The sequence below is a fragment of the Paenibacillus sp. F024 genome, from assembly GCF_057814255.1.
This window is the reverse complement of the sequence record NZ_JBVASZ010000052.1, coordinates 1-21,154: the sequence shown is the minus strand read 5'-3', so window position 1 is coordinate 21,154 and position 21,154 is coordinate 1. Positions and strand designations below refer to the sequence as shown.

Genomic DNA, 21,154 nt, shown 5'->3' with positions numbered 1-21,154 from the left:
GCGAAAGGGCTGAGAAGTTTGCTTTCTCGTTATTTAGAGCTTTGTTAACCTTTTGGAACCGCCGTATGCGGACCCGCATGTACGGTGGTGTGAGAGGTCGGGGGCTAGGCGCCCCCTCCTACTCGATAAGCCTCTTACTTTACTGCAGCCTCGTAGCGCTTGCCTACTTCAGCCCAGTTTACAACGTTCCAGAACGCTGCGATGTAGTCAGGGCGTTTGTTTTGGTACTTCAGGTAGTAAGCGTGCTCCCATACGTCCAGTCCGAGGATCGGCGTGTCGCCTTCCATGATCGGGCTGTCCTGGTTAGGCAGGCTGTATACTTTCAGCTTGCCGTCTTTGGATACGGCGAGGAATGCCCAGCCGGAACCAAAACGGGTTGCACCCGCTTTTGCAAAATCTTCTTTGAATTTATCGAAACCGCCGAGCTCGCTGTTGATCGCGTCAGCCAGCTTGCCGCTTGGAGCGCCGCCGCCGTTAGGACCAATCGTTTCCCAGAACAGGGAGTGGTTCGCGTGGCCGCCGCCGTTGTTGCGAACTGCGGTGCGAATAGCTTCAGGTACGCTGTTCAGATCCGCGATGAGATCTTCAACGCTTTTGGATTGAAGATCAGCATGACCTTCCAACGCTGCGTTCAGGTTTGTAACGTATGTGTTGTGGTGACGATCGTGGTGGATCATCATGGTCATTTCGTCAATGTGAGGCTCAAGTGCGTTGTTTGCGTAAGGAAGTGCCGGTAATTGGTGTGCCATCTTCAAATACCTCCTAAGATTTATGAAATTTCCAAGATTTATTATCCCTTATTTTCTATATAAAATCAACAAGTATGTATATTAAGTATTCATTACAGTCTCGTTACAGCCCCTGAAACCGTCCGTCGTCCCGCCGCTGGATTTCCGTAATGATTTGTCCAAGCATAGCTGTCCCTTGTGCGTTAAGCCAAGGGGACAAGTCACTCATGACCCTTTGATGGTAATGCAGCTCCTCCGAGGTCCATTCGGCTGTCTTCTTATCATTCAACTCATCGATATGGCGAATCTGCCCGCCGGTCATCCGTTCCGTCATCATTATCCTCCTTTCGGATCGTCCGAGTTTACCGGATTATCGTTTCACCTTACGGAGGCTTTTATACATTTACACATGGCTCTGCTCTTTATCTCCTTACCCGGAATCGCTTCACATCGAATCGGGATGTAACGAAGTTTTTCTCTTTTCTTTTCTTTCGATCAGTGTTACACTAATTTCCAGAACATAGTTTATTAAATAAACAAAGTATCCTCGGAGGTGTACGTTATGAGTAAATTCATCCCTGTCAAACAAGACCGTTTTACCTTTGGTTTATGGACTGTCGGCAATCCGGGACGCGACCCGTTCGGCTTGCCGGTGCGCGATGGTTTTTCTCCTGTGGAATCCGTACATATGCTTGCGGAGCTGGGAGCTTACGGCGTGAACTTTCATGATAACGATCTTGTTCCGATTGATGCGACACCTGCTGAAAAACAGCAAATTGTAAGCGAATTCAGAAATGCTTTGGAAGAGACCGGATTGAAGGTCCCGATGGTTACGGTCAGCTTGTTCACCGATCCGATATTTAAAGACGGGGCGTTCACCTCGAATGACCCGCGTGTACGCGCATATGCGATCCAAAAGACCATGGAGTCCATGGACTTGGGCGCTGAGCTTGGAGCGGAAGTGTTCGTGCTGTGGGGTGGGCGAGAGGGCTCCGAGGTCGATGCGGGCAAAAATGCCGTCGAGGCCATGAAGCGCTACCGTGAAGCGTTGAATTTCCTTTGCGAATACAGTCTTTCGCAAAAGTACGGCTATAGATTTGCGCTTGAAGCCAAGCCGAACGAGCCGCGGGCAGACATTTATTTGCCGACGACGGGGGCTATGCTCGGCATGATCGCTACGCTGGACCACCCGGAGATGGTCGGCGTCAATCCGGAGGTGGCCCACGAGCGCATGGCAGGGCTGAATTTCTACCATGCGGTGGCGCAAGCGCTGGAAGCCGGAAAGCTATTCCATATTGACTTGAACGATCAGAAGATGAGCCGCTTCGACCAAGACCTGCGCTTTGGATCCGACGGTATTAAAGAAGCGTTTTTCCTCGTGAAGCTGCTGGAGGATTATCAATACAATGGAATGAAGCATTTTGACGCTCATGCGCTGCGCACGGAAGACCGTCAAGGCGTAATCGAGTTCGCCAAGGGCTGCATGAGAACCTACTTGATTCTTAAGGAAAAGGTGGCGCAGTTTAACGCCGATCAGGAGATTCAAGCGCTCATCTCGGAAATCAACGGCAAAAAGCTGGATCTCCCCGGCTTCGATTTTACATTTTCACCGGAAAGTCTTAAGGCTATCCAAAGCTACCAGGTGGATCGTCCGGGAATTGGTGCGGAAGGTCTATCGTATGAGAAGCTGGATCAGCTCACTTGCGAAATTTTGTTTGGGGTAAGATAAAGAGAGCCAACCGGCATCAAATAAAGCGGGGCCGTCCCCTAAGTCACCGATGTGGCAGGGATGGCCCTTTTTCATATTTGTAAAAGACACAAAGAAGTATAATGGTGCATTCAATAGAACATGGACCAACTGGGTCTGCCAATGGATCTAGAGAAGGACATTCTGCGCGGCATCTTGTCCGCACTGTAAAGGATGGAGGTTCATCGGCAGGATGACAGCCTCTTTACTACAACATATCCGGGTGGAGACCGTGACAGCTGCCCCCCGAAAACGCTCCATAAATCATCCACTGCGCCTGCACCCGAACGGGTCTGCTCCTCTTCTATGAATCTTGCTTATGGAGAATATATGTCCTATGAAAAGCATAGGGTAGTAAGGGCAATGGCAATGGCGGAGTAAATAAGGGAATATATGGGGGTTTTAATTCCTTTATTCCATGAAACCGCTTAATATAAAGCGCTTTACCGAGAAATTTAAAATAAATGTGAGTTTTTACACAGTTTTAGAAGAAATTTTGCGATTTTTGTGTTATTCTGTAGAGACAGCTCATAGTGGTGGGGAGAGTTTAATATGCTTACAAATTCCTATCAGCTTCGCACTTTTCATTTGTCTGATTATGTTTCGGTCACCGAGCTTTTCAAGAATGTTTTGTCGGAACCCTGTTACCAAGAGACGATGGAGGCATTCGCCCGGCAGCTGTCATGGGACAGCGAGCTTGTCCTGGTGGCCGAGGCGGAAGGCGAGATCGTCGGGGTGATCGTAGGAACGATCGACAATGACAATGGCTATTACTACCGGATCGCGGTAGAGCAGCGGCATCAGCGCCGCGGCATTGGCCAAGCCTTGATCGAATCGCTTCGGCAAAGATTCCTGGGACGCAAGGTACGCCGTATTATGGTAACGGTAGATGTCCATAACGAAGTGGTGCTTCCGCTTTATCAGAAAGCGGGATATCAATTGACCGATTTTTCCCGGACGGCCCACCGGTTGAGCATTGTGAATGGGTAATAAAGAAGCAAACTCAGGCTTTTTTTAATACATGGGGCATAACGGGAAGCTTGCGGCTTTCGCGGTATGCTTTTTTTGTTTGGTTTGATCGGGATCAGACTCTTGAAAGCTGTTCACCATAAGTTTATGCTAAGATCAAAGAACAGGGACAAACAAGCAAAGCGCATGCCGGCCGGGTGCCGAATGCAGAAGGGTCAGGACCGGATGGATACTTTTTCATCATATGTAATCAAAAGCTTCAAGCACGACGGGCACCTGCACCGGATGTGGCAGCAAAATTGGCTTGTGCCTGAAGGCCTGCTTCATGAGGATCATCGCAAAGAAGCGATGCTGGTGCTCATCAACAGCCAGACCAAAATTATCGAAGCCGACGGAAAAGAATGGGTAAGCCGAATTCCGGGCGTATCTTTCTTTATACCAAAGATGTGGTTTAATGTTGTGGCATTGCTTGAAGAAACCGGGATTCGCTATTACTGTAATGTGGCATCGCCTCCTTATGTTTACGGCCGGGTCATCACCTATATCGATTACGATTTGGATGTGATCCGGATGCCGGGCGGAGAGGTGTACGTTGTCGATCAGGAGGAATACGAGCAGCATAAACAGCTGTATCATTATTCCTCTGTTGTCGATGATAAAGTGAAGCAAGGATTAAAGGAACTGTTGGCACGGGTGCGAGGGGCCGAGCCTCCTTTTTATGATGAGCATATCCGGTTTTACTACGAGCGATGGAGAGAACACGGGGCGGAGGGATAGCATGAGGCTGTATACTCCCGAAGAAATGGAACCTCGACCGGAGGAAAGCCGGGACTCCCAAAGGATGGATCAGGCTTTTTTGTCCAAGCTGTGGGATGGGGGGAAGCTTCTAGCCGTCTCGCTTCTAGTAGTGGTTCTTCTTCATCAATACGGATTTCATTTATCCAAAGTCAAAGGAGCCTCCATGCAGCCGACGCTGCAGGAAGGCGAATGGCTGTTTATCAATAAAACGATTCGTTTTACAGGCTCGCCCAAACGCGGGGATATCATTGTTCTCCGGGCGCCTGCGGACGGCGGCACGCAGCATGTGTATTTGGTCAAGAGGGTCGTCGCGGTTGCCGGGGATGAAGTGCATATCCGGGGAGGGAGGCTGTATGTGAACGGGTCACGGTTGGAAGAGTCTTATACGAATACATTAATAGAAGACGGGCGGTTCGAACCGTATACGATCACGGAAGGTCATCTGTTCGTTATGGGGGACAATCGGCACCGATATGCCAGCAACGACAGCCGAAGCTTCGGAGCGGTCCCGCTGACGAGAGTGGAGGGGCGGGCAGAAATGATCGTATGGCCGCCGCAACAATGGAGGAGCCTGTGATGGTTAAAAACGAAGCTGTGGATTGGGCTCAGCTGAAGGAAGAACTGAGGGCGGATGCTCCACGGCTTGGGATTGATAAAATCGGTTTTGCCACAGCCGATCCGTTCTCCGAATTGAAGGATATTCTCCTAAATCACCGGGAAAAAGGGTTTGAATCGGGGTTCGAGGAGCCTGATATCGAGAAAAGGGTAGATCCGGCCTTAACGCTGGAAGCGCCGAGATCGATCATCTCGATCGCAGTGGCTTACCCGTCCAAGCTGAAGAATCCGCCCAAATCGGAGCCGGGCGCCTACCGCGGCATTTTGTCGCGTTCCGCCTGGGGGACGGATTATCATCATGTGCTGCGAAACCGGCTTGAACGGCTCGAGCAGTGGATTAAGGATCGGGTGCCGGGAGCCCGGACGGTCAGCATGGTTGATACCGGGGCGCTGGTCGACCGGGCGGTGGCCGAACGGGCCGGTATTGGCTGGGTAGGTAAAAATTGCTCGGTCATCACGCCGGAGTGGGGTTCTTGGGTGTACCTGGGCGAGCTGGTCACGAATGTGCCGTTTCCGCCGGATCCCCCTGTGACCGAGAGCTGCGGTGATTGCACGCTTTGCATTGATGCCTGTCCGACAGGAGCTTTGGTTGGACCGGGCCAGCTTAATGCGCAGCTTTGCGTATCGTATCTTACGCAGACCAAGGGACACATCGAGGATGATAATCTGAAGCGCAAGATCGGTAACCGGCTGTACGGCTGCGATACCTGCCAAGTGGTCTGTCCGAAGAACAAGGGAATTCATGCGGACCATCATCCGGAGCTTGCACCTGACCCGGAGCTGGTAAAGCCGCTGCTTCAGCCCCTGCTGTTCTTGTCCAACCGCGAATTTAAAGCGCGGTTTGGCTCCAGTGCCGCAGCGTGGCGCGGGCGCAAGCCGATCCAGCGCAATGCGATTTTGGCGCTGGGCAATTTCCGCGACGCTACGGCGGTGCCAGATTTGATTCGTTTGCTGCAGACCGACGAGCGTCCTGAAATTCGCGGTTCGGCCGCGTGGGCGTTGGGCCGGATCGGCGGGGAGGAAGCGCGTGAGGCTTTGGAAGCGGCCATAGGCAAGGAGCAAAATGAAACGGCGCGGCACGAGCTCGCTAAAGCGCTCAGCCAATATGCTAAAGGGCAGCAGGTGGAAGGGCATGATGAATCAAATAAGATATGATGAAATGCAAACGCCTATCGGGCCTCTGACGCTCGGATGGAGCGATAAAGGCTTGTGCTGTATTGAATTCGGCACATTTATGGACGCGGAGAGCAAACTCACAGCCTGGTCCCGCCGCCACTATGCAACGGAAGAGTGGGAGCGGGATCCGAAGCTGCTGGCCGAGGCAGCCGGGCAGCTTCGGGACTATTTTGCCGGAATGCTGCATTCCTTTGATTTGCCTCTTGATCTGCGGGGAACTCCCTTTCAAGTGAAGGTGTGGGAGGCGCTTACGGAGATTCCTTTCGGGAGCGCCTGTTCGTATAAAGATATCGCCATACGGATTGGATCACCTAAAGCGGTTCGTGCGGTAGGTGGCGCCAATAACGGCAATCCGGTTCCGATTATCGTCCCCTGCCATCGGGTCATCGGGGCAAACGGATCCATGGTAGGCTATGGCGGAGGGCTAGACATCAAAACCTTCTTGCTTCGGCACGAAGGCTTTCCGGTGAAAGGAGACCAGCAATGAGGTATGTGCATATTGATAACGTAGAGCCCGGACAATATTTGGGACGTACGATTTTCTCCGCGAACGGATCGGTCCTGTTATCGGAAGGCGTACAACTGACCGTCTACATGATTACGACCCTTAAACGGATAGGTGTCACAATGGTTTATATTAAGGATTTGCAGTTTGAAGACGTTGAGATCCCGGAGCTTGTTTCGGAAGAAACGAAACAGGTGGTCATGAAGCGAATGGGAGAGACATTCCATTCCATCCGGTCGGGCAAGGATTTTAACAGCAAGCAGGTGGTTGGAAGCATCGATAATCTCCTGGAGGAGATTATGCAGAACAAGGAAGTGCTGGTGCAATTATCGGATATCCGTACGGAAGACAACGAGATGTACGTGCATGCCATTAACGTCTGTATGATGTCCACCTTGATCGGAATCAATCTGGGGCTCTCAACGGCACAATTAAGAGAGCTGGCGATCGGATCGCTGATGCATGATATAGGGAAATTGGACAAGATTACCGATGACAACAGCCCTGATATAAAAAGGCATCATACATGGCGCGGCTTTGAGGTGCTCAAAGCCAAAAGGGAACTGAACCTGCTGATCGCCCATGTGGCGTTTCAGCATCATGAAACGATGGACGGACAAGGGGTTCCGAGACGCCTGACAGGCGATGAAATCCATTTATATGCGAAAATCACCGCCGTAGCCAATACGTATGATAATCTGCTGTTCGATCTGTCGGAAGGACGAAGATTGCTGCCGCATGAAGCGTGTGAACGCATGATGGTGCTGGCCGGAGATAAGCTGGACCGGGAAATCGTCATTCAATTTCTGCGCATCGTATCGGTTTACCCGACCGGCTCTTCCGTCAGGCTGTCGACCCGGGAAACGGGGGTTGTGGTTGGGCAGCACCGCGGACTGCCGGGGCGGCCTATCGTGCGTGTCGTGAAAGGCGGCCCGGATGATCTTGAGGTCAAAGAAGTGGATTTGGCGAAGCATACCACGGTATTTATTGATAGTGTCCTAATCTGATAAAAGCCGGCTATAAAACGATTTGTAACCGCAGGCTTGACATGCTATGATGATTAAATGACATCCATCGTTTGAGGTGAAGGTACGACTATGTGGGGATATATCATTACAGGTGTAATTGCGCTTCTGGTTGGAGGAGTGGGCGGTTTCTTTATCGGCGTCTACTATTTGCGCAGGCAGCTTGAAAACATGCAAAGCAACCCGGAGATGCTGCAGCAGATGGCCAAGCAGATGGGTTATAACTTAAACAAGCAGCAAATGCAGAAAATGCAGCAAATGATGAAAAATAAAAAGCTTCGTCCGTAGTGCTAAGAGCCTGAAGCCTTATAGGCGCGCAGGCTTTCTTTTTTTGAATCAGTGTAGAGAATAGATAAAGAAGGGGGAAAGACGATGGCGGCAAAGGAATATAAGAACCATCTGGTTGCCGAGAACCGTGAACAAATTGAAGAGCATATTCGCCATATCCTGCGTTTAATTGGAGAGGATGTGGACCGGGAGGGCCTATTGGATACTCCCGCAAGAGTTACACGCATGTATGAAGAAATATTTGCAGGCTATGACGCTGATTACAGAGAGATCTTGGGCGTGGCATTCGACGAGAAGCACGAGGAGCTTGTCATCGTTAAGGATATCGTTTACTACAGCCAGTGCGAGCATCATATGGCGCCGTTTTTCGGCAAGATCCATATCGGATATATCCCAAGCGGGAAGATTGCAGGACTAAGCAAATTCGCCCGGCTGGTGGAAGCGGTGACTCGCCGTCTGCAGGTACAAGAGAGAATCACTTCGGAGATCGCGGATATTATCGAAGAGGTACTGGAGCCGCACGGCTGTATGGTCGTTGTGGAAGGGGAGCACCTGTGCATGTGCGCCCGCGGCGTGAAGAAGCCGGGCAGCAAGACTGTAACCTCTGCCGTTCGGGGCCTGTTCCGCAAGGACGCGGCTTCGCGGGCCGAATTCCTTTCCCTGGTCAAAGGGTAAGGACAAGCCTTTTTCAATGGATGGTTTAAACGTACGAACAAAAAGCACCGGGCAACTCCGATGAGAGCGCCGGTGCTTTTTGTTCATGCAGCAAGGATTGCCTCATGCCTGACGGCTCAGTAAGGCAGCCACCTTAGCATACGCGCAGCGGAGAACCGCTCATTGACGTGCTCCCAGTTGACGGTATTCCACCAGGCATCGATGTACTTCGGCCGCTCGTTTTTGTACTTGAGGTAGTAGGCGTGTTCCCAGACGTCCAGCACGAGCAAAGGAATGACATCCCATTGGGATAAATTTTGATGCTTCTCCGCCTGTAAAATCTCCAGTCGATGGCTTCGCGGGCTCCATACGAGAATAGCCCAGCCTCCGCCCTCCACTTTATCCGCGGCTGAGCTAAACTGCTTCTTGAACGCTTCATAGCTGCCGAAGGACTTCTTGATCTCGGCAGCAATCGGTCCGGTGGCGGGCCCGCCGCCTCCAGGCTTCATAATGTTCCAGAATATCGTATGAAGATAATGTCCCGCACCGTTAAACGCCGCTTCGCGTTCCCAATGCTTAACAAGCGCAAAATCACCGCTTTCCCTCGCTTTGGCCAGCATGGTTTCGGCTTTATTCAATCCATCGACATAGCTCTTATGATGCTTGTCGTGGTGCAGCTTCATTGTCTCCGCATCGATATACGGCTCCAGCGCATTGTAAGCGTAGGGAAGAGGAGGCAGCTCATGTCCTCCGATCGGCACCGGCTTCAGAGCCGGTGTTCCGGGCCTGACACCCGAGGACCAGGTGCCTTCCTGTGTAGCGGTCAACTCCTCATCGCTGCTTAATCGGTGGATATAGGCTTTTTCCTCCGTATTCGGAGGTTTGTTTGCTGTTCCCTCTTCAGAGGCGGGTTCCCGAGGCCATCCGTACTCGTCCATGAATTGGCCCGAGCTGGCGGCATGAAGGACACCGATAAAGTATTCCGATTCACGAATAATGTGCATAATGACCGTTTTGATAACGGGGCTTGACCGGATCGGCTGGCTTTGTTCCATGAGGGTAAACAACTGGATGACGAATTCGCGCGATTGGCGGATAGAGATATAAAGCAGCTCCTGGATTTGAGCGGCCATATGGGGGCTGATCGGCGGATGGGAACGGACTACGGCTTCGATCAGCTGGCCGCTGACGGCCTCCGTTTGTGCAAATACACCCTCCCATTGCTGCATCAGCAAAGCAAATTGCGGCTCGAGCGTCGGAACAAGCTCACGGATGACGATCGTGTGCTCTTTCTCCTGCGTTTTCCAAAATCGGATTTCCTCCAATACCCTTAGAGGCATCAAAGTTCCGTACACATACAGCATAAAACAAAACCTCCCCGTCGTTCTGTCCTTCCGCCATTGGGCCGGTTGTACGAGAACATTGTATTCGGAGAGGTTATCGCCTATGCTATCTTGATTGGCTAAATTTTATAGGGGCAGGAGGAGCGCTGGACAGCGTTCGCAAGAAGCCCGTCGTCATTTGGAGATAGTCTTTCTTGTGAGCCCGGTAGATGAGCTCATGGCCATCGTTCTCGAGCAGCCACAGCTGGGAACCGGAATCGGCTTTTTGCTGATGATAGATGCCTTCGGCCATTTCGTAAGGGGCTTTGAGATCCTTCTTGCCGTGGATAAAGAAGATCGGCACAGCATACTGGGTTTCCTTGACTTTGGTATAAGGCATTTGATTCATGCTGACGCCATTGATTAACGGGAAGAACATATGCACCAGAGGCTGAGAGATCTTGGGCAAATTCGCTTCCTGCTTCATGTTGTGATACAGCGTATCGGGTTCCAGTACAAATGTGCTGTCCAAAATCATGCCGTCGATATCCTTGGTTTGCAGCGCCGCCTGCAAAGCCGTACCCGCCCCCATGGAGAAGCCCCATACGTAGACACGTTCTGCACCGCGGTCCTTGGCGTACTTGACTGCACCCAGCAGCTCCTGTGATTCGCGCAGCCCTCCGGTTACATTCGAATGAGGTTGAACATAACCGTAATCAAACATCACTACATTATATCCCTGATTGTACACGGCTTTGGCCAGATCATAGATCGGTACCCAAATTTCTTCGCGGTTGCCGCCGTAGCCATGAGAGAAAACGACCGTTTGCTTGGACGGCACATGGCCGGAAGCGGGAATGTACCAGCCGGATAGTTCTGATGATTCGTTCAAGCTTGGAAAGCGCACATCCTCGTAAGGAGCGCCAAAGGCAAGCGCAGGATTGGAACGCAGCGGATCAATGTGCGGCCGTGCAAGAGTCCAAGCGACATAAGCGTGAAAGGCCATGGTCAGGCTGAACAGCAAGAGCAGGATGGACATCAGTGCGATGAGCATTCCTTTGTGGCGTCGTGCAAACGAGGCGCGCTTGAGAGCGGTTTCAACCGTAGCTTGGTTTAAAGGGACGGGTGAGTAAGAGTTGGTTTCCATGATGGATCCCTCCCATCTTAAACTGAGGTTTTTAATTAAGTTTTCAGCGCAGCTGAAGGATACTATAATGGCAAGAAAGCTTCAATTGAGGAATAAATGTGTCTTCATCGAATGTATTTCGCTCATAAGCTTTTCTTATTAATTTAATATTATAGGCAACACCGCATGGAGTCAACGAAAGTCGAAAAATGTAAACAAGCTGTAATCTTTCTGTAATAGTAAGGCGTTTATTGAACGTGAAACATGGGTATATGAGATGAATTTTGGTTTATAGATATGAAAAAGAGCTCAAATACGCTATAATATATTTCAACTAGTGAAACGCATTTTCGGGGAGTGGGAAAGTAATGGAAGACGGAAAGTTAACCGTGCGCGCGGTTGAGCGTGCTTTGGATATCCTTCTTTGTTTTACGGAAGCCGAGGATTTGAGCCTGACCGAAATCTCGGGACGGGTCGGCCTGCACAAAAGTACGGTTCATCGGCTGCTCGCTTCGCTGGAGGGAAAGGGCTTCATCATTCGAAACCCCGCATCCGACCGCTACAGACTCGGATTTCGTATATGGGAGCTGTCGGCGAACCTGACGCACAGCGACGATCCGGCGCTAATTCTGCTGCCGGAGCTGGAACGTCTTCGCGATCAAGTCGGCGAGACAGTCAGCCTATATGTGCGAGACGGGATGGAGCGTGTCCGTGTTCAGGCGGTGCAGAGCAATCAAGCCATTCGCCGCGTGGCGCCGATCGGGGCAAGGCTGCCGCTGTACGTCGGCGCATCGAGCAAAATTCTTGTCGCCTTCGCCGACGTCGCAGAGCAGCACGCCCTGCTGTACGATCCGGCCTGGCCGGAGGCGGTGAGTCCGGCTGCTTATCTGGAGCAGCTGGAGGAAGTGAAGGCGTTGGGCTATGCCACCAGCGTCGAGGAGCGAGAGCCCGGCGCTGCAGCTGTGGCGGCGCCGATCTTCGGGCGTGCGCAGCGGCTGGTCGCCGCGCTCGCCATTTCGGGGCCCTCCAACCGGTTGACGTTGGAGATGATGAAAGAGCATGCGCCGGTTCTCATGGAAGCCGCCCGGCGCATGGGCAAAATGCTGAAGTAAATGAAGAAAACCTCCGGGCCTCTAGGAATAGAGGCTTCGGAGGTTTTTTACGTTCAAGGCTGATTAAGCCATGATTTGACGCAGAACCGTCTGCAGAATACCGCCGTTACGGTAGTAGTCCACATCAACGTAGCTGTCCAGACGAGCGATCACTTCAAAGCTGAAGGTAGAGCCGTCTTCACGAGTTACATTTACAGTTAATTTTTGTCCTGGCTGTACATCGTTGCTCAGGCCGACAATATCGAACGTTTCCGTACCGGTCAGGCCGAGTGTGCTCCAGCCTTGGCCATCGACGAATTGCAGCGGCAGAACGCCCATACCAACCAGGTTGGAACGGTGGATCCGCTCGAAGCTTTCAGCGATAACGGCTTTCACGCCGAGCAGGAATGTACCTTTGGCCGCCCAGTCGCGGGAGCTTCCCGTACCGTACTCTTTACCGGCGATAACCACAAGGTTCGTGCCTTGCTCTTGATACTTCATGGAAGCATCATAGATGGACATGACCTCGCCTGTCGGCAGGTAAGTGGTCACGCCTCCCTCAGTGCCCGGCGCCACTTGGTTACGGATACGGATGTTAGCGAACGTACCGCGCATCATCACTTCATGGTTACCGCGGCGGGAGCCGTACGAGTTGAAATCTTCTTTCTTCACGCCATGCTCGATCAGGTATTTACCTGCCGGGCTGTCGACTTTGATGTTACCTGCAGGCGAGATGTGGTCCGTAGTTACGGAATCGCCCATCAATGCCAGCGTTTTGGCGCCGCGGATATCCGCGATGTCGGAAAGCTGGTCGCCGACACTCGTAAAGAACGGCGGATTGGCAATATAAGTGGACTTTTCATCCCATGCGTACAGATCGCCTTCCGGAACCTGGATCGCGTTGAAGCGAGGGTTGGAACGGAACACGTCCGCATATTTTGAACGGTACAGCTCAGGGCTCATTGCGGATTGAATCGCTTCTTGAATCTCTTGAGCCGTTGGCCAAATGTCTTTCAGATATACCGGCTCGTTCTTTTGATCGTAACCGATCGGATCGTTGGCCAGGTCAATGTTCACTGTACCAGCCAAAGCGTAGGCTACAACGAGCGGCGGAGAAGCCAGGTAGTTGGCTTTGACTTGCGCGTGTACGCGGCCTTCGAAGTTCCGGTTACCGGAAAGCACGGCAGCAACGGTCATATCGTTGTCTGCAATCGCTGCGCTGACTTCGTCCGGAAGCGGACCGGAGTTACCGATACAAGTTGCGCAGCCGTAGCCTGCCACGTGGAAACCAAGCGCTTCGAGCGATTCGAGAAGACCTGCTTTTTGCAGGTAGTCGGTTACGACCAGGGAGCCTGGAGTCAAAGAGCTCTTCACATAGCCTGGTTTGCGCAGACCGCGAGCAACAGCTTTCTTCGCAACGAGACCTGCACCCAGCATAACGCTTGGGTTGGACGTATTTGTACAGGAGGTAATCGCGGCAATCACCACTGCACCTGTACCCATTTTGCTTGCTTCCCCGTTAGGATGCTTTACGTCCACCACTTCGGCGATTTTTTCGTCGGAGAGGCCGTAGCCGCCTTTTTCGATCGGGGTGCGGATAATGCTGTTGAACGATTCCTTCATGCTCGTCAGCTCTACACGGTCCTGCGGACGCTTCGGACCGGCCAAGCTCGGAACGACGGAGCCAAGGTCAAGCTCGATGGTATCGCTGAATACCGGATCCGGCGTCTCATCGGTACGGAACATGCCTTGTGCTTTATAGTAAGCTTCAACAAGCGCGATTTGCTCTTCGGTGCGGCCTGTGCCTCTCAGGTAGTTCAAGGACTCTGCGTCAACCGGGAAGAAGCCGATCGTTGCGCCGTATTCCGGTGCCATGTTGGCGACTGTAGCACGGTCTGCCAGACTGATGTTGCTCAAGCCAGGACCGTAGAACTCGACGAATTTGCCGACAACGCCCTTCTTGCGGAGTATTTGCGTAACCGTCAATGCGAGGTCTGTCGCTGTAGCGCCTTCTGCGAGTGTGCCGGTCAGCTTGAAGCCGATAACCTCAGGTGTTACAAAGTAAAGAGGCTGGCCGAGCATTCCCGCTTCCGCCTCGATTCCGCCGACGCCCCAGCCTACGATACCCAGACCGTTGATCATCGTCGTGTGGGAGTCCGTACCTACGAGGGAGTCCGGGTATACGAACGTTTCGCCGTCAACGGTTTTTGTAGCGGCTACCGATGCCAGGTACTCCAGGTTTACTTGGTGAACGATCCCCGTATCCGGAGGAACGGCACGGAAGTTGTCAAACGCGGTTTGCGCCCAACGCAGGAAACGGTAACGCTCCTCGTTGCGTTCAAATTCCACTTTCTCGTTATATTCACGCGCTTCTTTGGAGCCGAATGCGTCAACCATGACGGAGTGGTCGATAACAAGATCGACAGGCACGAGCGGATTGATGCGCTTCGGATCTCCGCCTGCACGCTTCATGGTATCTCTCATGGCTGCAAGGTCAACGACAACCGGTACGCCGGTGAAGTCCTGCAGTACGATACGTGCAGGGATGAAAGGAATTTCTTTGTTGGCGTCGCGTTCGGAAGCCCAGTTGGCGATTTGCTTTACATGTTCTTGTGTAATGGCCTTTCCGTCGAATTGACGAACGGCTGCTTCAAGCAGAACTTTAATGGAGAAAGGAAGATTGGAAATTGTTCCGTTTCCTTGCTCTTCGAACGCCGGCAGGCTGTAGTAGCTATAGGATTGGCTGCCTACACTCAGCTGCTTGCGGACTGAAAATTGGTCTTTGTTAGCCATAATCGCTAATTCCTCCTTTGAATCAATTATTCAGCTTTCTTCATCTTGTTTCATCTAGTAAAACCAGATTTCAAAATTAGCTCTAGTTACAGTATACATGCTGCGGCCCCTTTTCGTAAAGGTGGATTTAAATCATTTTTGCGCGCTTTTATGCATACGAATGGAATGAATGTTTAAAAGTTAAAAGCCTCCCGATAGGCTATTTTGATGGAAAGGGGCCAAATGCCGTGTCTTGGAAAACGATCCTGTACGACTATGTACATCATCGCAATCAAATGGACATCGATTATTCCGTAGACCCTATGCTGCCGATCGTAGAGGACGAAGCCTACCTCCATGCCCAGACCGTCCGGCTATCCCGCAGAGCGGCGACGGATAAGGATAGACATTTTACCCCGGTCAAAAGCGAAACCCGCCTTAACATATTACGGGCTTCGGAGCGCGAAGACAGGATCTTGGCCGATGTCCAGCTGCGCAGAAGCTCCACAGGCCTGATCGGCAGCTCTACTCATGAAGAACAGCGGATAGAGCAAGAGCGTGTGACGCTGTTACCCGGAGCCAACGGCTGGATCATTACTAAAATTGAGGCGCTCCAAACGGAAGCGGCGCTTCGATTAAAGCCGGCTGCTGCCGGCGGTATGATGGAGGCGGAAGACGAATTCACAGCCGTCGGTTTGATGCGGGCGCCGTCCGTGCCTTTCCTGAACCGTCAGCTGCTCCCGGAGCTCCAGCATTCCTCGGACCGGGCGGTATACAACCGCCTGGCGGCTGCTCGTTATGCGGATCAATGGTGGGATAAAGGCAACCCCGCTTACCTGACATTTGAAGTGAATTGCAGCAACTATGTTTCCCAATGCCTGTGTGCCGGAGGCGCTCCGATGAAACATACCGGCCAGAGAGATACGGGCTGGTGGTACAAAGGCCGGGTAGGCGGGCAGGAGCTTTGGAGCTTTAGTTGGGCCGTTGCCGAAAGCCTGCAGTTTTATTTGCTTACCAGCCGCTCGGGTCTTCGCGCTCAGGAGGCGTCCAGCGCGGCGGAGCTTGATTTGGGCGATGTGATTAGCTATGACTGGGACGGCGACGGCCGGTTCCAGCATACGACGGTGGTTACCGCCAAAGATGCCAACGGGATGCCGCTGGTGAACGCCAACACGGTCAGCAGCAAGCGCCGCTATTGGAGCTACACGGATTCGCCGGCGTGGACCGAACGTACGCGTTACCGGCTTTTACATATTTCTGATTCCATATAAATGCATATAAAATCAACCGTAGATTAGGTTTTGCTAATGTTGCTTTGTCCATTCACCCGAAAGGGTTTGCTTTACTGCAAAAAAGATTTGCCGGCCGCCCCGAAATGAGGCGGGCGCCGGCTGCAAGACGGAGGGAAAGTGCCTTTGTCCAGGCTTGCTTTTGCCTTGCTGCTTCCATTATGCTTAGGCTAATGAACAAGCCGAGAGGAGAGAATCTATGGGTTTTCAAACTGAATTTAATTCCGTGTGCAAATTTAAGTCCGAGCAGGAGCTGTTCGAGCTTCTCGAATACGGCCGCGGCAAAATGGTGAAGAAAGGCTTTCGCGTCTTTCCAACCGGACAGAAGGTGATAGCGTACACTCCGGATAATCAGGCGATTGCCGTCGTGAAAATCCTTGCCTCCATCGCCGAAATCAATTTTCAGGGGGATGAAGTGACGCAGGTCGAAATGGAGCTGGTTCGCAAGCTCACGGAGGAAGAAGCGCGCATTCAAACGGCATTAGCCCATGAGTTGTTTTTTGGATCAAGAGAGTAGCACGATTATGTATTAATGGAAGAAAACCGTCCTCGCCGGCGGTTTTCTTCTTTATTATCACTTTGGGGCCCGGTTGGGGAAAGCTAAAGGAAGCTGCGAATGAGGGAGTGTGATTGTGCCATGATTGTCCGTCTAGGTTACGTCGCCATGTCCATGGGAGTGAAGAATGCCTCTCCGTCCAAAACGATGACCTTTACCAGCTTCTCCAAGCTGAAAGACCGGGAAGCAGCCATACGCAAGCTTGAACGGATCGCCGCTGAGAACATTCATAATACGTTGAGGCTGTTGAAGCATAACCGGGCGCATGATATTGAAATGTATCGCTGTTCCTCCAAGCTCATCCCCTTAATCGGCCATGAGCAGCTGGGAGATTGGGATCCGATACAGAGGCTGGCGGAAGATTTTGCCGAGCTTGGAGGGTATGCGAAAGAGCATCGGATGCGCCTGAGCTTTCATCCGGATCATTTTACCGTACTGAGCACACATAGAACGGATGTTCTAAGCAATTCTTATGCGGACCTGGACCGGCACGTGAGGATGCTGGAGGCCATGGGGCTTGATCCGTCGGCCAAGTGTAATATTCATATCGGCGGGACATACGGAAATAAGGAAGCGGCCGGAAAGCGTTTTGTCGATCACTTCAAGCCTCTCCCCGAACGTATCAAAGAACGCATGACGCTCGAGAATGACGATAAGACATTCAATGCTATAGAGACGCTTGAGGTTTGCGAGAAGGTCGGCGTTCCCATGGTGCTTGACATTCACCACGATCAGGTCAACCCCGGCAGTGAGCCTGCCGATGCGCTTTGGCCTCGGATTCAATCCACCTGGACCGGACAAAAAGAACAAGAAGGCTACTCCAGTACGTCCGGACAGCGGCGGGAGCTGCCGCCAAAAATTCACGTATCCAGCCCCAAAAGCGACAAGGATCCCCGCGGTCATGCGGATTACATCGATTCGTCTTTCCTGATGTCTTTCCTGCGTGCTGTTGCCCCTATTACGCCCAGGCTCGACATTATGCTGGAAGCCAAGAGAAAAGACGATGCTTTGTTTAAGCTGATGGAATCAGTAGGAGAGGAATCCGATGTAAACGTACTTTCCCAAGCCTCTTTTGAAATGTGACCGGACCTGTCCACGGGGGGAAACGAGCTCTTGAAATATTTAGTAAAATGATATACCTTGAGTAGGGAAGAAAGTGTCCAAGCCCTATTTGATAATGGAGAGGGGAACGTGCGGATGAGTTTGCTGGAAGGTAAAAATATAGTGGTCATGGGTGTGGCTAATGACCGGAGCATCGCATGGGCGATTGCGCAGTCTTTGGCGAGCCAAGGCGCGAGATTGGTGTTTACGTACGAGAACGAACGGGTGGAGGAGCGCGTGCGCAAGCTTGCGGATACGATTCCCAATGCGGTCATGCTGCCCTGCAATGTAACGGATGATGAAGATATCGAGAAGCTGGCAGGTTCCTTGAAGGAGCATTTCGGCGTGCTCCACGGAATTGTGCACAGCATCGCTTTTGCCCGGACCGAAGAGCTTGAAGGCTTGTTCGTGAATACGAGCAGAGACGGGTTCGCACTTGCGCATGATATCAGTGCATATTCGTTGGTTGCCGTGGCGCAAAAGCTGTATCCGCTCATGACCGAGGGCGGAAGCATTATGACGATGACTTACCTCGGGGCTGAACGCGCGATGAAGAACTACAACGTGATGGGAATTGCCAAGGCTGCTCTGGAAGCCAGTGTGCGTTATTTGGCGAACGATCTGGGCCAATTCAACATTCGCGTCAACGCGATCTCCGCCGGACCGATTCGGACGCTTGCAGCTAAAGGGATTAAAGATTTCAACTCCATCCTGAAAACGGTGGAAGAGAAAGCGCCGCTTCGCCGGACGACGGAAACCGCCGAGGTTGGCGATACGGCGATGTTCCTGATGAGCCATCTGTCCCGGGGTATTACCGGTGAAGTGATTTATGTAGACAGCGGCTATCACATCGTCGGTGTGTAATACGAATCATTTGCATGAACCACCTGTTGATTTATTTGACAGGTGGTTTTTTTATGCTTTGTGGCATATGGTATTCTCGGGTAAATCGTATCAAATTTGTACTATAATATCTGGCAGCGGCGAGTACGGGAAGACGTAAGGTTTGACGGAGCGGCAAAGCTTACTTACTGCTTGACCGAGTGGCGATTATGGATAAGGGTGCGATCTTGTTTCGCGGAACGGTCAAGGAAATGCAGGAGCGGTTTCAATCGGACCTGTCTTTGGAGAGCCTGTTCTTGGAGCTGACGAATCATGAATAAGACGCTTTTGCTAACACGCATCCTGCTGAAGTACGGTGGAGGACAACTGACCGGGCTAGGCGGGAAAAAGCACAGGCTCTTACTATACGTATCCTTTTGCCGGTGCTGCTGACCTTTGTATTAAGCATGGCAGCGGGATGGCTTACTATGTATATGCAGGGCTAATCTTTCTGGCGCTCCCATCATTCCGCTTGTCTTGGCCTCTGTTGTAGCCATGATTATAATGAATTTCTCCAGCGTCGTGCGCAACAAGGACCGGTTTCGGATGCTGGCAGGAATTGCTGCGGTGGTTCTCTCCGTTGGGGGCAATATTTTATTTCAGCATTTTAATGAAGAAATCGAAAAATCCCGCACAGCTTCAAGACATGCTTCAGAGCGGTCATAACTCCTTTGTTGACTTGGCAGCCCGGGTATTCCCAAGCGTAAAGTTCGCGGCTGATGCGCTGTTGAAGGAGACATCTCTTGCAGGGCTCGCGAGTCTGGTTCTTTTCTTAAGCCTTTCTTTATTGGATTTGTCGTTCTTGGACATCGGCTGTATTTTAAAGGTATGATAGGCATTTCGGAATCATCCGCACGGCGCAAACGACTAAGCGCATCCCAGTATGATAAGCTGACGATGCAGCAGCAAAATATGAACGGTATTTTATAATATGTTAATCGGTTTATTAGCTGCCGGCCTGAGCTTTGTTCTTAAGCTGGAGCTAGGTCTGTTCTTTGCCGCGATGTTTCTTTTAGTTGTGTTAACCGGCGCCGATTTCTTATTGTATCTGCCTTCTCATGACCAAAGGGCAGAAGTGGGCTTTGAAGATAAAGGCTTAATTTACCAAAAATCACCAATCTGTCACAAACAGCCAACGTTTTTGTGAATTTCGTAGCAAATTTTTCGTATATTATCTATACTGGAAATAATCAATCCGATCACACAACTATCATCAGATTTTTTATTTATCGTATAGAAAAGGAATGATAATGGATGTCAAACCAAAATCCCATTTCCTCTGCTGTCGGAAGCAAGAGCTTTACTGCGGTTGCCATCAATACGGCATCTAAAGCTGGGGAATGGATTGTAAGTAAGCTTGGAGATTTCAACAATCTGCAGCTCAAATCCTCCGTACATGATCTGGTGACGGAAGTCGACAAGGGTGCGGAAAAGATGATCCGCAACTTGATTCAAACCCATTTCCCGCACCATGAGATTCTCGGTGAAGAAGGGGTAGCGCCAGGACCGGACGCTTCCCGAAAAGCGCTGGAGCAGGTCAGTAATGCCGAGTATTTATGGATTGTGGACCCATTGGACGGTACAACCAATTTCGTTCACGGCTTTCCTTTTTTCTCGGTATCTATCGCACTTGCCCATAAAGGTGAAGTTATTGTAGGCGTGGTATACAATCCTGTTCATAATGAATTGTATGTTGCGGAGAAAGGCAAGGGCGCCTATCTGAAGGGCAAACGGATACGTGTATCCTCCGAGGAGACGCTGAATCATAGCCTTATTGCGACGGGATTGTCGGCCGACCGGTCTCATGCGATGCCTGTGAATATGCAGGGGATTCAAGCGTTGGGTCCCAAGGTGCGGAATCTTCGCGTGGCCGGTTCGGCTGCTTTACATATGGCTTATGTAGCGGCGGGACGTTTAAGCGGCTTTTGGGAGATCGGACTTAACTCATGGGATATGGCGGCCGGGGCTATTCTTATTGAGGAATCCGGCGGCAAGGTGACGGATACGCTCGGCAATCCTTACAGCTTGAACGTTCGTCATGTGCTCGCGAGCAATGGACATATCCATGATGAGCTTGGACAAGAGCTTGCTGCGGCGAACGCGACCGGCTTTTAATAGCATTGCTATTTGGAGTATGGGGATAATCGTTTTTTGGCGCAAACCTTCGGGTTTGTGTTTTTTTTATTTTTCAGGGGTTGATTTTGATTTCGATTCATGCTATATTGTTCTTCCGGCCAACGAGGACCGGCGATGTAGAGGACAAGCAAAGAGTTGTGGCAAAAAATTCTTTTAAAAAAACTCTTGCATTGAAGTGTGTGAATGTGGTATATTAATCAAGTCGCTTTTGACGGGGTTGAGAAAACGAAGTCGAAACGGCAACTGAAATTGCCCTTTGAAAACTGAACAACGAGTGAGTGCTTTAAATAGAGAATCGTATGATTCTCGCCAGTTTTAAATTTTGAGCTATATCAGCTTTTCTTTAATGGAGAGTTTGATCCTGGCTCAGGACG

Annotated in this window: 22 protein-coding genes; 17 read left to right on the top strand and 5 right to left on the bottom strand. The window is 51.4% G+C overall.

Annotated features, from left to right (window positions below; translation table 11 throughout):
* Positions 1–134: 134 nt before the first annotated feature.
* On the bottom strand, positions 135–749 hold the full coding sequence (locus ACZYR9_RS25815; protein WP_488981275.1) for a superoxide dismutase: 615 nt from the start codon (positions 747–749) through the stop codon (positions 135–137).
* Between the two features lie 103 nt (positions 750–852).
* Positions 853–1,062, bottom strand: coding sequence for a hypothetical protein (locus ACZYR9_RS25810; RefSeq protein ID WP_488981274.1), 210 nt, complete (start codon positions 1,060–1,062; stop codon positions 853–855).
* A 228-nt stretch (positions 1,063–1,290) separates the two neighbouring features.
* On the opposite strand from ACZYR9_RS25810, the gene xylA reads away from it, so the two are divergent.
* From xylA to folE, 9 genes are all read left to right on the top strand, one after another.
* On the top strand, positions 1,291–2,457 hold the full coding sequence (xylA, locus tag ACZYR9_RS25805; RefSeq protein ID WP_488981273.1) for a xylose isomerase: 1,167 nt from the start codon (positions 1,291–1,293) through the stop codon (positions 2,455–2,457).
* A 570-nt stretch (positions 2,458–3,027) separates the two neighbouring features.
* Positions 3,028–3,465 (top strand): GNAT family N-acetyltransferase, encoded by a 438-nt coding sequence (locus ACZYR9_RS25800; RefSeq protein WP_488981272.1) that lies wholly within the window; start codon positions 3,028–3,030, stop codon positions 3,463–3,465.
* A gap of 204 nt (positions 3,466–3,669) precedes the next feature.
* Positions 3,670–4,221, top strand: coding sequence for a DUF402 domain-containing protein (locus tag ACZYR9_RS25795; RefSeq protein WP_488981271.1), 552 nt, complete (start codon positions 3,670–3,672; stop codon positions 4,219–4,221).
* Between the two features lies 1 nt (position 4,222).
* Positions 4,223–4,819 (top strand): signal peptidase I, encoded by a 597-nt coding sequence (gene lepB / locus ACZYR9_RS25790; RefSeq protein ID WP_488981270.1) that lies wholly within the window; start codon positions 4,223–4,225, stop codon positions 4,817–4,819.
* Entirely contained in the window at positions 4,819–6,012 is a 1,194-nt protein-coding gene (gene queG, locus ACZYR9_RS25785) for a tRNA epoxyqueuosine(34) reductase QueG (RefSeq protein WP_488981269.1), read from the top strand. Before lepB ends, queG begins: the two co-directional genes overlap by 1 nt.
* A complete protein-coding gene (locus tag ACZYR9_RS25780) occupies positions 5,990–6,520 on the top strand; it encodes a methylated-DNA--[protein]-cysteine S-methyltransferase (protein WP_488981268.1) in 531 nt (176 codons plus the stop codon). The genes queG and ACZYR9_RS25780 overlap by 23 nt, the downstream gene beginning before the upstream one ends.
* Positions 6,517–7,545 carry an HD-GYP domain-containing protein gene (locus ACZYR9_RS25775; protein ID WP_488981267.1) on the top strand — a complete coding sequence of 343 codons (1,029 nt, stop codon included), beginning with the start codon at positions 6,517–6,519 and terminating at the stop codon, positions 7,543–7,545. The genes ACZYR9_RS25780 and ACZYR9_RS25775 overlap by 4 nt, the downstream gene beginning before the upstream one ends.
* A gap of 90 nt (positions 7,546–7,635) precedes the next feature.
* Positions 7,636–7,851, top strand: a complete 216-nt coding sequence (locus ACZYR9_RS25770) for a YneF family protein (protein ID WP_488981266.1) — start codon at positions 7,636–7,638, stop codon at positions 7,849–7,851.
* Positions 7,852–7,935: 84 nt separating this feature from the next.
* Entirely contained in the window at positions 7,936–8,526 is a 591-nt protein-coding gene (gene folE / locus ACZYR9_RS25765) for a GTP cyclohydrolase I FolE (RefSeq protein WP_488981265.1), read from the top strand.
* A gap of 116 nt (positions 8,527–8,642) precedes the next feature.
* Here folE and ACZYR9_RS25760 read toward each other — a convergent pair whose 3' ends face one another.
* Complete coding sequence (locus ACZYR9_RS25760; RefSeq protein ID WP_488981264.1) at positions 8,643–9,869, bottom strand: Fe-Mn family superoxide dismutase; 1,227 nt, start codon at positions 9,867–9,869, stop codon at positions 8,643–8,645.
* Positions 9,870–9,954: 85 nt separating this feature from the next.
* Positions 9,955–10,974 carry an alpha/beta hydrolase gene (locus ACZYR9_RS25755; protein WP_488981263.1) on the bottom strand — a complete coding sequence of 340 codons (1,020 nt, stop codon included), beginning with the start codon at positions 10,972–10,974 and terminating at the stop codon, positions 9,955–9,957.
* Positions 10,975–11,321: 347 nt separating this feature from the next.
* Here ACZYR9_RS25755 and ACZYR9_RS25750 point away from each other — a divergent pair, with 347 nt between their 5' ends.
* Entirely contained in the window at positions 11,322–12,065 is a 744-nt protein-coding gene (locus ACZYR9_RS25750) for an IclR family transcriptional regulator (protein ID WP_488981262.1), read from the top strand.
* Positions 12,066–12,128: 63 nt separating this feature from the next.
* On the opposite strand, the gene acnA is transcribed toward ACZYR9_RS25750, so the two are convergent.
* Positions 12,129–14,837, bottom strand: coding sequence for an aconitate hydratase AcnA (gene acnA / locus ACZYR9_RS25745; protein ID WP_488981261.1), 2,709 nt, complete (start codon positions 14,835–14,837; stop codon positions 12,129–12,131).
* 227 nt (positions 14,838–15,064) lie between these two features.
* Between acnA and ACZYR9_RS25740 the strand changes: the two genes are divergently transcribed.
* From ACZYR9_RS25740 to ACZYR9_RS25710, 7 genes are all read left to right on the top strand, one after another.
* Positions 15,065–16,087: an amidase domain-containing protein gene (locus ACZYR9_RS25740; protein WP_488981260.1), complete on the top strand. Its 1,023-nt coding sequence runs from the start codon at positions 15,065–15,067 to the stop codon at positions 16,085–16,087.
* A gap of 217 nt (positions 16,088–16,304) precedes the next feature.
* Entirely contained in the window at positions 16,305–16,622 is a 318-nt protein-coding gene (locus tag ACZYR9_RS25735; protein WP_488981259.1) for a hypothetical protein, read from the top strand.
* Positions 16,623–16,742: 120 nt separating this feature from the next.
* The gene (gene uvsE, locus ACZYR9_RS25730) at positions 16,743–17,744 is read left to right on the top strand and encodes a UV DNA damage repair endonuclease UvsE (protein WP_488981258.1); all 1,002 of its coding nucleotides are present in this window, start codon (positions 16,743–16,745) and stop codon (positions 17,742–17,744) included.
* A 114-nt stretch (positions 17,745–17,858) separates the two neighbouring features.
* On the top strand, positions 17,859–18,626 hold the full coding sequence (fabI, locus tag ACZYR9_RS25725) for an enoyl-ACP reductase FabI (protein WP_488981257.1): 768 nt from the start codon (positions 17,859–17,861) through the stop codon (positions 18,624–18,626).
* Between the two features lie 598 nt (positions 18,627–19,224).
* Positions 19,225–19,476 (top strand): hypothetical protein, encoded by a 252-nt coding sequence (locus ACZYR9_RS25720; protein WP_488981256.1) that lies wholly within the window; start codon positions 19,225–19,227, stop codon positions 19,474–19,476.
* Positions 19,477–19,575: 99 nt separating this feature from the next.
* Positions 19,576–19,791, top strand: a complete 216-nt coding sequence (locus tag ACZYR9_RS25715) for a hypothetical protein (protein WP_488981255.1) — start codon at positions 19,576–19,578, stop codon at positions 19,789–19,791.
* Positions 19,792–19,898: 107 nt separating this feature from the next.
* The gene (locus tag ACZYR9_RS25710; protein ID WP_488981254.1) at positions 19,899–20,759 is read left to right on the top strand and encodes an inositol monophosphatase family protein; all 861 of its coding nucleotides are present in this window, start codon (positions 19,899–19,901) and stop codon (positions 20,757–20,759) included.
* Positions 20,760–21,154 lie beyond the last annotated feature (395 nt).